Genomic DNA, 11,874 nt, shown 5'->3' with positions numbered 1-11,874 from the left:
GCGGGCGCATCCGCGCGCAACGGCTTGCGCATCACAACGGGAGGCTAGGCATGTCTTTGTGGTCCGAGCTGCGCGCAATGAATTCGGCGCAGCGCAACGTCGTCGTCGCGGGTTTTCTCGGCTGGACGCTCGACGCGTTCGACTACTTCATCCTGATTTTCGCGGTCAAGGCGATCGCGACCGACTTCCACGAATCGCCCGAGCGCGTCGCCCTCGCGATCACGCTCACGCTGGCCGCGCGGCCGTTCGGCGCGCTGGTCTTCGGCCGCCTCGCCGACAAGTTCGGCCGGCGCCCGATCCTCATGCTCGATGTGTTCCTGTTTTCGGTGTTCGAGCTAGCCTCCGCGTTCGCGCCGTCGCTGACGGTGCTGCTGATCCTGCGCGCGCTGTTCGGTTTCGCGATGGGCGGCGAGTGGGGGCTCGGCGCATCGCTGACGATGGAGATGATTCCGGAGAAGACGCGCGGTCTCGTCTCCGGCTTGCTGCAGGAAGGCTATGCCTGCGGCAACCTGCTCGCCGGGCTGCTGTTCTGGGCGGTGTTCGATTACGTCGGCTGGCGCGGCATGTTCATCGTCGGCTTCGTGCCGGCGCTGCTCGTGCTCTACATCCGCAGCAAGGTGCCCGAGTCGCCGGTATGGGAACAGGTGCGCAAGCAGGCGCCAGAGAAGCGCAATCCGCTCGAAGTGATGCGCGGGCTCTGGGGCCGCGCGTTGTTCATGATCGTGATGATGGCGCTGTTCAACTGCTTCAGCCACGGCACTCAGGATCTGTATCCGCTGTTCCTGCAGGCCGAGAAAGGTTTCGGTACCGACCTGACCGCGAAGCTCGCCATCGTCGGGCCGATCGGCGCGATCTGCGGCGGCCTGTTCTTCGGCGCCTTGTCCGAGCGCATCGGGCGCCGGCGCGCGATCGTGATCGCGGCCTTGCTCGTGCTGCCGGTGCTCAAGTTGTGGGCATTCAGCGACGAGGTGCTGCTGCTCGGCGCCGGCGCGTTCGCCGTGCAGTTCATGGTGCAGGGCGCATGGGGCGTGGTGCCCGTGCATCTGAACGAGCTGTCGCCGGACGCCGTGCGCGCGACCCTGCCGGGGCTGACCTACCAGATCGGCAATTTCATTTCCGCGGGCACGCCATGGTTTCTGACCTTGCTCGCCGAGCAGAACAACAAACAGTACGGGCTCGTGATGGCGATCTTCATCGCCGGCGTTGCAGTTGCGCTTGCCGCCGTTGCTTGGTTTGGGCCCGAAGCGAAGGGCAAGAAGTTCGGCAGCGATTTGGAAGCGGCGAAAAATCCGATCTAGCTGCTTAGGCGCGCGATTTATCTCGTCGGCTTGCGAGCAGGCGCGATAAATCGCGCCCCTGCGAGAAGATCCGACTGCGGCTACAAACGCACGCGCTTCGCGCCGCGATAGTGCGCGTTCCAGTAAACATTGCTCAGATAGTCGAGGCGCACCGTACCGCCTTCGTTCGGCGCATGGACGAAACGATCCTCGCCGACATAGATGCCGACATGGCTCACGTCGCGTCCCGCCGTGTTGAAGAAAACCAGATCGCCGCTCTGCAGGCGGTCGCGACGCACTTCGGCGAGATCGAGCGCGTACATGTCCTGCGTCGTGCGCGGCAGGTTGACTCCGGCGATTTCGCGGAACACGTAGACGACCAGGCCCGAGCAGTCGAAACCGCTCTGCGGCGTGTTGCCGCCCCAGTGATACGGCGTGCCGACGAGGCCGATCGCGCGGAACAGGATGTCGTTCGGCTTCGCGATCCCGCGCGGCGCGGGCGGCGGCAGCGGTTCGCGCTGCGGCCGTGGACGTGGCCCGGAGCAGGCCGCGAGCAACGCGATGGCGAGGAGTACGAATAGAAGACGAGGGCAGCGCATCGCCCTGAACGTTCGGGCAAATGCGCGGTGCTGTCAACGGCGCTTCGTCATGGATCGCGTGGGGGGCGAGTGTTTCGTCGGGCTGTCGGTCCAGCGAAGCTGATCGCGGCGGTGCAGTGTTCGTACCAGCGTCTCCGATGCCAAGCACGCCGCCACCGGCGCCCGAGATTTCGTTTCCGGCCGCTACGGAAGTCGCCGCGGCGGGCGGTCGGGACCGGTTTTTCTCTATAATTCCGCCCAGCCCGGCGACCGCCGGCGTCATGGACAACCGGAATGAAAGCAGAGAAAAACAAGGTCGTGACCTTCCACTATCACCTCACCGACGAGGCCGGCGCGCAGCTCGATTCCTCGCGCGAAGCCGCGCCGTTGACGATTCTGTTCGGCCACGGCCAGATCATCCCGGGCCTTGAGCAGGCGATGGAAGGCCACGAGCCCGGCGACAAGTTCGACGTGCGCGTGCCGCCCGAGCAGGGCTACGGCGAGCGTCGCGACGATTTCACCCAGCGCGTGCCGAAGAAGTATTTCCGCGACGCCGATCATTTGAAGGCCGGCGACCCGACCGTGCTCAGCGTGCAGGGCGGCGGCTATCGCCAGGTCGTGGTGCTCAAGGTCGGATCGAGCGTGATCGACGTAGACCTCAATCATCCGATGGCCGGCAAGACGCTGAATTTCGACATCGAGATCACCGATGTGCGCGATGCCACGCCCGAGGAAGTCGAGCACGGACACGTGCACGGCGACGGCGGTCACCATCACTGAGCGGTTTTCTCTTTTCCGCTTGCGGGAGAGAGTTTGTCCGGAGTCGATCCGGGACCGGAGCTGCCCAGGCGGCTCCGGTCGAGGGAAGTCCCTGCGGCGGACCGGGATTGCCTTCGCGCGGCGCTGAGCGCCGCCTTCTTCCGCCAACGGGGGAAGCGAACAATGAGCCCGCCGTTGCGGAGTGAATCATGCGTCGACTTCTTGGTCTTGCCGCTGTTTCTGTAGTTCTCCTTACCGCCTGCCAGACGCCGCCGGCCGCGACGCCGAAACCCGTCGCGCCCGACTACGATCTGATCATCCGCCACGGCAGCGTCTACGACGGCAGCGGCGGCGCGCCGCTTGCGGCCGACGTCGGCGTGCGCGGCCAGCGCATCGTCGCGGTCGGCGATCTGTCGAAGGCGCATGCGGCGCGCGAGGTCGATGCGAAGGGCCTCGCCGTCGCGCCCGGCTTCATCAATATGCTGTCGTGGGCACCGGACTCGCTGTTCGTCGACTATCGCTCGATGTCGGACCTCAAGCAGGGCGTGACCCTCGAAGTGTTCGGCGAAGGCGAATCGCTCGGCCCGCTCACCCCGACGATGCGCGAGACCGCGCAGAAGCAACAGGCCGATCTGAAATATCCGATCACCTGGAGCGGCTTCGGCGAGGGCATGGAGACGCTCGCCGCACACGGCATCGCGCCGAACATCGCTTCTTTCGTCGGCGCGACCACGCTGCGCATCCACGAGGTCGGCTATGCCGATCGCGCGCCGACCGCGCAGGAGCTGGCCAATATGCAGGAGTTGACGCGCACGGCGATGCGCGAAGGCGCGCTCGGCGTCGGCTCGTCGCTGATTTACGCGCCGGCGTTCTATGCCAAGACCGACGAATTGATCGCGATCACCAAGGCCGCCGGCGAATTCGGCGGCGGCTATATCTCGCACATCCGCAGCGAGGGCGCGCGCCTGCTGCAGAGCGCCGACGAGCTGATCCGCATCGCCAGCGCGGCGGGCGTGCACGGCGAGTTCTATCACTTCAAGGCCGGCGGCAAAGACAACTGGCCGAAGCAGGCGCAGGCGATCGCGCGCATCGAAGCCGCGCGCAAACAAGGTCTCGATATCTCGGCGAACATGTACGTCTACGCCGCGGGCGCCACCGGCCTCGATGCGGCGATGCCGCCGTGGGTGCAGGAGGGCGGGCTCGACGAGTGGATCAAGCGCCTCAAGGACGCGAAGACACGCAAGCGCGTGGTCAAGGAGATGAATACGCCGACCGATGCCTGGGAGAACTTGTACCTCGCTTCGGGCAAGCCGGAGAACATCCTGTTGGTTCAGTTCAAGAATCCCGAGCTGAAACCGCTGACCGGCAAGAGCCTCGCCGAAGTCGCGAAGATGCGCGGAAAATCGCCAGCGGAAACGGCGATCGACCTCGTGATCGAGGACGGCAGCCGCGTCGGCACAGTGTATTTTTTGATGTCCGAGGACAACGTCAAGCAGGCGGTCGCGCTGCCGTGGATGACCTTCGGTTCCGACGAAGGTTCGTACGCGCCCGAGGGCGATTTCCTCAAGTTCCAGCCGCATCCGCGCGCCTACGGCAATTTCGCGCGCGTGCTCGGCAAGTACGTGCGCGAGGAACACGTCATCACTCTGCCCGAAGCGGTGCGGCGCCTGACCTCGCTGTCGGCGAAGAACCTCAAACTGCGCGATCGCGGCGAGCTGAAGCCGGGCAATTTTGCCGACATCGTGATCTTCGATCCGGCGACGGTCGGCGACCGCGCGACGTTTGATCGGCCGCAGCAGTACGCGACCGGCATGCGCGATGTGTTCGTCAACGGCGTGCAGGTGCTGAAAGACGGCGAGCATACGGGTGCCAAGCCTGGGCAGTTCGTGCGCGGGCCCGGTTGGTCGGGATGGAAATAGAAGCGGTTTCGACACGGGCCTGCACGGATGAGCACGCACAAGAATGGATGACGATTTGGTTTTCTTTCATTCGTGTATGTCCGCGTTGATTCGTGTCCAACGTTTCTTTTGAGCTGAAATGACCTCGAACAAGAAAGACGTTCTGATTCTCGGCGGCGGCATCATCGGCCTCGCCTGCGCCTACTATCTGCTCAAGGCGGGGCGCGGCGTGACGATTCTCGAACAGAACACGCTGGCGAGCGGCTCCTCGCACGGCAACTGCGGCACGCTCACGCCGAGCCACGCGCCGCCGCTGTCGCAGCCGGGCATGGTGTTCAAGGCCCTCAAGTGGATGCTCACGCCCGATGCGCCGTTCCGCGTCGCGCCGCGGCTCGACTTCGAACTGTTCGAGTGGATGCTGCAGTTCGCGCGGCGCTGCAACTGGAGCGACTACCACCGTCTCGCGCGCGCGAAAGGGCCGCTGCTGCTGCGCTCGCGAGAACTGATCGGCGGCCTGGTGCGCGCGGAAGGACTCGACTGCGAATTCGCTGAGAGCGGCACGCTCTATGTACACCGCGACGCGGCCGCGTTCGAGGAAGCACGCGATCTGCCGAAGACGCTCGCCGACTGCGGCATCGCCATGGAACGTATCGACGCCGCGAGTTGCCGCGCGATGGAGCCCGCACTCAATGGCAGCATCGTCGGCGGCTACTGGAATCCGGGCGATGCGCGCCTGCGCCCCGACCGCTACGCGGCCGAACTCGCGCGCGTGGTCAAGGCGAACGGCGCGGAAATTCACGAATCCACGAAGGTCAACGGTTTCCGTAACGAAGGCGAGCGTATCGGTGCGGTGCTGACCGATCGTGGCGAGTTCGCGGCGGACGAAATCGTCTTCGCGCTCGGCTCGTGGTCGCCGCACACGGCGAAGCAACTCGGCCTGCGCATTCCGATCCAACCCGGCAAGGGCTATTCGATAACCTACACGCAATCGCCGCGCGCGCCGCGTATTCCGCTTACCTTGAAGGAACGCAGCGTCTGCGTGACGAGCTGGGGTTCGGGCTATCGTCTCGGCAGTACGATGGAGTTCGCCGGCTATGACACGTCGCTCAACCGCGCGCGGCTCGATGCGCTCAAGCGCGCTGCCGCGGAATATCTGATCGAGCCCGAAGGGCCGGCCGTGGTCGAAGAATGGTACGGCTGGCGGCCGATGACGTACGACGATCTGCCGATCATCGGACGCACCGCAAAAATTAAGAATCTGACCCTCGCGACCGGCCACAGCATGCTCGGCGTCACCATGTCGGCGGCGACCGGCGAACTCGTCGCGCAACTGTTCGCCGGCGGCGAAACGGCGCTCAATGCTGCGACGTTCTCGCCGGCGCGCTTCGGTCTCTAGGCTTTCCTGCGCGAGGTTGGCTTTCGCATGAATTTGCCTCAGTCGGACGACGCACTGCGCGGCCAGTTCGAGTCGGCCCTCGCCGCACACCGGCGCGGCGATCTCGACGCGGCGGCAGCGGCGTATGAGAACGTGCTGCAGATCGACGCGCGGCACGTCGACGCTCTGCACATGCTCGGTATGCTCCACCATCAGCGTGGCGATGCGGCGCGGGCGCTGTACTTCCTCGGGCGCGCACTCGGCGCGGTCGACGCGCCGCGTGCTGCGGCCGTGCTGGCGAATCGCGCGACGATTCACCTGGCGCATGAAGACTATGTGGCGGCCGAACAGGATGCGCGCGCCGCGGCGGCAGCCGATCCGCAGGCATTCGGTGCCTGGTTCAATCTCGGCCTCGCGCTGCGCGCGCAACGCGATATGGCCGGCGCGGCATCGGCTTTCGCGCGCGCAAGCGCCCTGCGGCCTCAACACGCGCGCGCGCTGCTGGAGTGGTTTTCTGCGGCGGCGGCATTCGGTCAGTTCGGTGCACTCGAGGTGCGCGCAAGTGCGTCGTTGCCGGCTCTCGCCGGCGAGCGGTCGTTGGCGCTGAATGCGGCGTGGCTGCTGGGCCAACACGGACAGTCCACATTGGCCTTCCGCGTACTCTCGCAGTTGCGTCGGGAACTGCCCGACGACGAAGAGGTGCGCTATCGCCACGATATCGAACGAAGCTACGGTGCCGCGGGTCTGCTCGACCAGAAGGGTGAGACCGACCGTGCGCTCGCGGCGGCCGATACGTTGCTGCAGGCGGTACCCTGGCATCGCGCCACGCGCATGCTGCGTGCCGGCATCTTCGCCGAGCGCGGCGAAGCAGTGGCAGCCATTTCAGAGTATCGGCGTATCGGTGAAATCGTGCCCGATGATGCGGTTGCCGGGGAAGCTGCGTTGATTGCGATGCAGCACGATCCGACCGCGTCTGCCGCTGCTGTGGCCGAGGCACATCGCGCCTGGGCGGCGCGGCATATGCCGGCGCTGGCGCCGTGCTGGCCGGCGCGGACGCCGCATGCCGATCCGCATCGGCCGCTGCGCATCGGTTGGTTGTCGCCGCGGTTCTTCACGGGGTTGGTCGCGAACTTTTTTCTCTCCGCGCTCGAGAAGTTCGACCGCAGCGAAGCGCAGCACGTGCTCTACGATTCGGGCGGCGTGGACGATGCGTGCACCGCGCGTTTCCGCGCCGCGGCCGATGAGTGGCGCCGCGTCGACGAACTCGATGACGCAGCGCTGTGCGAGGCGATCCGCGCCGACCGCATCGACGTGCTCGTCGAACTGAGCGGGCACAGCCCCGGCAATCGCCTGCGCGCGTTGGCGCGGCGACCGGCACCGGTGCAGGTGACCTGGCTCGATTATTTCCACAGCAGCGGCAGCGCTGCCGTCGACGTGCTGATCAGCGATGCGGTGCTGAGCCCGCCCTCGCTCGCACAGCACTACAGCGAGCACGTATTGACCTTGCCGTCGGGGCGCCTCTGCCAAACGCCGCCGGCCGACGCGCCGGCCGTCTCGGCTCGCGCCGGCGGCGCTTTGCGTTTCGCCGGTTTCAATCGCATCAACAAGGTCAACGACGAGGTTCTCGCGGCGTGGTCACGCATTCTCGCGGGCGCGACGGGCAGCACTCTGCGCCTGAAAGCACGCGCCTTCGACATTGACGATGAGCGAGCGCATTTCCTCACGCGCTGTGCAAAGCACGGCATCGCTGGCGAGCGTCTCGAACTGCTCGGCTACGGCTCGCCGGCGCAGGCGTTGGCGGCGTATGCCGAGGTCGACATCGCGCTCGACCCGTTTCCGTTTTCGGGCTGCGCGACCAGCCTCGATGCCTTGTGGATGGGCGTGCCGGTCGTCACGCGGATCGGCGAGACGATGGTAAGCCGGCAGAGCGCCAGCTTGCTGACGGCGCTTGGCCTCGAAGACCTGATCGCCGAAAATGCCGACGATTACGTGGGCCGTGCGCTCGGTCTGGCCAACGATCGCGCGAGGCTCAGCGAGCTGCGCTCCGGTTTGCGCGAACGCATGCGGACGACGCTCTGCGACGCTGACCGGCATGCGCGCGAATTGAGCGCGGCGCTGCGCGAAGCCTGGCGGCGATGGTGCCGCGACGAATTGAGAAAGGAACAAGCGGAATGAGCGAAACATATTCTTTGCAGCGCGGCACGGCGCCGCTGCTGGTTTCCCTGCCGCACGACGGCACGGCGTTGCCCGACGACATCGCCGCGCGTCTCGTGCCCGAAGCGCGGCGCGTGCCCGATACGGACTGGCACGTCTCGCGCCTGTACGCCTTCGCGCGCGAACTGGGCGCATCGGTGATCGCGCCGACGTATTCACGCTACGTCGTCGATCTCAACCGGCCGCCCGACGACGTCTCGTTGTACCCGGGGCAGAACACGACGGGGCTCTGTCCGACCGTCCAGTTCTCGGGCGAGCCGGTCTATCTGGCGGGACAGGAACCGTCGCCCGAAGAAATCGCGCAACGCATCGAACGCTACTGGCGGCCGTACCACGCGGCGCTGGCCGAAGAGATCGTGCGGATCAAATCGATTCACGGCCGCGCCGTGCTTTGGGAAGGGCATTCGATCCGCTCGGTCGTGCCGTTCCTGTTCGACGGCCGCCTGCCCGATTTCAATCTCGGCACCGCGGCCGGAGCGAGCTGTTCGCCGGCACTGCAGCGCCGGCTCGAAGCGGTGCTGGCCGCGCAGAAAAACTATACTTTTGTCGTCAACGGCCGCTTCAAGGGCGGCTACATCACGCGCCATTACGCCGATCCCGCGCACGGCGTCGATGCGGTGCAGCTCGAACTCGCCCAGCTCAACTACATGGACGAAGACTCGTTCGCGTATCGCGAGGATCTCGCCGCGCCGACTCAGGCGCTGATCCGCCGTCTGCTCGAAACCACCTTGGCGACCGAGTAGCGCCGACGCGAGAATTCAGGAGATCGGCTCGCCGAGGCAGCCGCTCTCGATGTTGCGGTAGGCGTCTTTTGCGCCGCTGAGATCGATGTCGCCTTCGACGACGTTGTCGGTGCCGGTCAGCACGCGATAGCGCAGGCGCGAGGACTGCTGTACGCGCTCGAAGTCTGCGCCTTCGATATTGATCGCGCTCACCGCATGCTCGGAGCGTTTGGGCAGGCGCATTTCGCGCGCCGAATCGTCATCGAAGCGCAAGGTCACGCTTTTTAGGCCGTCCGCAACGGCGATGGCCAGCGAGTGCGAACCGAGCTGGATGCCGTAGTCGTTCTTGTAGATCGCCGTGCAGAGGTTCTTGTCGGTCATCGCGTCCTTCGTGCGATGCACGGTCCAGTCGCCGCTGCGGAAAATCACGGGCGACCCCACAAGATTCTCCGCCGCCGCATCGGTCGATGCGAAGAACGGCACGAAAGCGCAGAAGGCGAGGGTGGCGAGGCGTGCGCGCAGGTGTCGAATCAACATGAAACACTCCTTGTGCTGTGGAAAGCGACGGCGCCTTGATATCACGGCGCGCAGCCAGCGCGCGTAAAGAATTGCAAAGCGTTGATTCGCGCGCGGGCGCGGTTTAGCGGCCGGTCATCCGGCGCATCGATAGGCGCAGAGCGGCTCTGCAAAGCGGCGTTGCTTTAAGCACGTGCTTGGCATTTGGCGCGGCAAGCGTACGGCCGAGCAAGCCATCGCACGCGATGAGGTCGAAAAGTGCAAAGAGAGTTGCCGAAGCGATTTCGCGCGCGTGGGCGGCGCGCGCGAGGTTGGAATGACGAAGCGGGCAACGAGAGGGAGCGTCATGCACCGATGGGCGCACGACGGCATTCCTCCGCGTCTACACTTCCAACGAAGCCAGGTCGCCCTTGGTTTCCAGCCACTCCTTGCGATCCGCCGCGCGCTTCTTCGACAGCAGCATGTCCATGACCTTGCTGGTGCCGTCGTCGCCCTCGATCGCGCTGCCGTCGACGCTGAGGCCGACGGTGAGCTGGACCAGGCGGCGCGTGTCGGGATCGATCGTCGATTCGCGCAACTGCGACGGGTTCATCTCGCCGAGGCCCTTGAAGCGCGTGACGTTGACCGCGCCCTTGAGTTTGTCGCGCTGAATCTTTTCGAGCATCGCATCGCGCTCGGCTTCGTCAAGGCAGTAGAACACCTGCTTGCCGACGTCGACGCGGAACAGCGGCGGCATTGCGACGAAGACATGGCCTTCGCGCACGAGCTTGGGAAAATGGCGCACGAACAAGGCGGAGAGCAGGGTGGCGATGTGCAGGCCGTCGGAGTCCGCGTCGGCGAGGATGACGACCTTGCCGTAGCGCAGGCCGGAGATGTCGTCCTTGCCCGGATCGCAGCCGATCGCGACGGCGAGATCGTGCACTTCCTGCGAAGACAGCACCTGGCCCGACTCGACTTCCCAGGTGTTGAGGATCTTGCCGCGCAACGGCAGGATCGCCTGGAAGTCCTTGTCGCGCGCCTGCTTGGCGCTGCCGCCGGCGGAATCGCCTTCCACGAGGAACAACTCGGTGCGCGTCAGATCGCTGGCCGCGCAGTCGGCGAGCTTGCCGGGCAACGCCGGGCCCTGGGTGATCTTCTTGCGCACGATCTGCTTCTCGGCCTTGAGCCTGAGCGCCGCGCGTTCGATCGCGAGCTGGGCGATCTTCTCGCCGATGTCGGTGTGCTGGTTGAGATACAGCGAGAAGCCGTCGTGCGCTGCGTTCTCGACATGGCCCGCGGCGTCGCGCGAAGACAGGCGTTCCTTGGTCTGGCCGGAGAACTGCGGCTCTTCCATCTTGAGCGAAAGCACGAAGCACAACCGGTCCCAGACGTCTTCGGGGGCGAGCTTCACCCCGCGCGGCAACAGATTGCGGATATCGCAGAATTCGCGCAGCGCGTCGGTGAGGCCGGTGCGCAGGCCGTTGACGTGGGTGCCGCCCTGCGCGGTCGGGATCAGGTTGACGTAACTTTCCTGGGTCAGCTCGCCCTCGGGCAGCCACGCGAGGGCGAAATCGACCTCGTGCTTGTCGCGCTTGAGCGAGACTTGATAGAGATCGGAAGGCAGATACTCATTCCCGCCGAGCATCGACTTGAGATAGTCGGAAAGGCCGTCCTCGTAATGCCACTCTTCCTTTTCGCCGCTGGCCTCGTCGCTGAAGCGGACGCTGAGGCCGGCACAGAGCACCGCTTTCGCACGCAACACGTGCTTGAGCTTGGACAGGCTGATCTTCGGCGAATCGAAGTACTTCGGATCGGGCCAGAAGCGCACTGTCGTGCCGGTCTGCTTCTTCGCCACGGTGCCGACGACAGAGAGATTGCTCGCGCGCTCGCCGTCCTTGAAGTCCATGCGATGGATCTGGCCGTCGCGGCGGATTGTCACCTCGACGCGCTGCGACAGCGCGTTGACGACCGACACGCCGACGCCGTGCAGGCCGCCGGAGAATTTGTAGTTCTTGCCGGAGAATTTGCCGCCTGCGTGCAGCTTGGTCAGGATCACCTCGACACCGGGACGGCCTTCGTCCGGATGGATGTCGACCGGCATGCCGCGGCCGTCGTCGCTGACTTCGACCGAGCCGTCGGCGTGCACGATCACTTCGACCGTCGAGGCGTGGCCGTTGACCGCTTCGTCGACCGAGTTGTCGATGACTTCCTGGGCCAGATGGTTCGGCCGCGAGGTGTCGGTGTACATGCCGGGCCGGCGCTTGACCGGATCGAGGCCGGAGAGGACTTCGATATCCGCTGCGTTGTATTTGCTGCTCATCCTGATTGTTTCGTTTGTTTTTGTTGACAAGTCCGGCATGAATGCCGGCGGGTTCTCCGCGCTTGCCGCAGGGCGCGAAAACAAGCCGCGAATAGTGACGATTGTGCGCTGTTCGATCAAGTCGATCCGCAGATTCGGCCGCGGGGTCGCAGAGTTCGCACGCTAACAGAGTTTTACATCAATTCCGCGATCGCGCGCCTGCTGGGTGTCAACCAAACGTATTTGACGCCGTTGAC

General features: G+C 65.3%; 10 protein-coding genes. 7 read left to right on the top strand and 3 right to left on the bottom strand.

What is annotated here, in order from left to right:
- The first annotated feature begins 50 nt into the window (after window positions 1-50).
- Window positions 51-1,298, top strand: a complete 1,248-nt coding sequence (locus tag FFS30_RS12615) for an MFS transporter (RefSeq protein ID WP_137913480.1) — start codon at window positions 51-53, stop codon at window positions 1,296-1,298.
- A gap of 80 nt (window positions 1,299-1,378) precedes the next feature.
- Here the strand turns inward: FFS30_RS12615 and FFS30_RS12610 are convergent, their stop codons facing one another.
- Complete coding sequence (locus tag FFS30_RS12610; RefSeq protein ID WP_137913479.1) at window positions 1,379-1,876, bottom strand: C40 family peptidase; 498 nt, start codon at window positions 1,874-1,876, stop codon at window positions 1,379-1,381.
- Between the two features lie 273 nt (window positions 1,877-2,149).
- Here FFS30_RS12610 and FFS30_RS12605 point away from each other — a divergent pair, with 273 nt between their 5' ends.
- The 5 genes from FFS30_RS12605 to hutG all read left to right on the top strand — a co-directional run bounded on the left by FFS30_RS12605 (window position 2,150) and on the right by hutG (window position 8,844).
- Window positions 2,150-2,635, top strand: a complete 486-nt coding sequence (locus tag FFS30_RS12605; protein ID WP_137913478.1) for a peptidylprolyl isomerase — start codon at window positions 2,150-2,152, stop codon at window positions 2,633-2,635.
- A gap of 188 nt (window positions 2,636-2,823) precedes the next feature.
- Window positions 2,824-4,533, top strand: coding sequence for a D-aminoacylase (locus FFS30_RS12600; protein WP_137913477.1), 1,710 nt, complete (start codon window positions 2,824-2,826; stop codon window positions 4,531-4,533).
- 118 nt (window positions 4,534-4,651) lie between these two features.
- Window positions 4,652-5,908, top strand: a complete 1,257-nt coding sequence (locus tag FFS30_RS12595; RefSeq protein ID WP_137913476.1) for an FAD-dependent oxidoreductase — start codon at window positions 4,652-4,654, stop codon at window positions 5,906-5,908.
- A 27-nt stretch (window positions 5,909-5,935) separates the two neighbouring features.
- Entirely contained in the window at window positions 5,936-8,062 is a 2,127-nt protein-coding gene (locus FFS30_RS12590; protein WP_137913475.1) for a tetratricopeptide repeat protein, read from the top strand.
- A complete protein-coding gene (gene hutG / locus FFS30_RS12585) occupies window positions 8,059-8,844 on the top strand; it encodes an N-formylglutamate deformylase (RefSeq protein WP_137913474.1) in 786 nt (261 codons plus the stop codon). The genes FFS30_RS12590 and hutG overlap by 4 nt, the downstream gene beginning before the upstream one ends.
- 15 nt (window positions 8,845-8,859) lie before the next feature.
- Here the strand turns inward: hutG and FFS30_RS12580 are convergent, their stop codons facing one another.
- A complete protein-coding gene (locus FFS30_RS12580; RefSeq protein ID WP_137913473.1) occupies window positions 8,860-9,360 on the bottom strand; it encodes a hypothetical protein in 501 nt (166 codons plus the stop codon).
- 361 nt (window positions 9,361-9,721) lie between these two features.
- Window positions 9,722-11,638: a DNA topoisomerase IV subunit B gene (gene parE, locus FFS30_RS12575; RefSeq protein ID WP_137913472.1), complete on the bottom strand. Its 1,917-nt coding sequence runs from the start codon at window positions 11,636-11,638 to the stop codon at window positions 9,722-9,724.
- Here parE and FFS30_RS23845 point away from each other — a divergent pair.
- Window positions 11,622-11,804, top strand: coding sequence for a hypothetical protein (locus FFS30_RS23845; protein ID WP_171014587.1), 183 nt, complete (start codon window positions 11,622-11,624; stop codon window positions 11,802-11,804). The genes parE and FFS30_RS23845 overlap by 17 nt on opposite strands.
- Window positions 11,805-11,874: the final 70 nt, after the last annotated feature.

This window comes from Rudaea sp. 3F27F6, assembly GCF_005503555.1.
Classification (GTDB): Bacteria; Pseudomonadota; Gammaproteobacteria; order Xanthomonadales; family Rhodanobacteraceae; genus Rudaea.
This window is presented reverse-complemented; position numbering and strand designations above follow the sequence as displayed.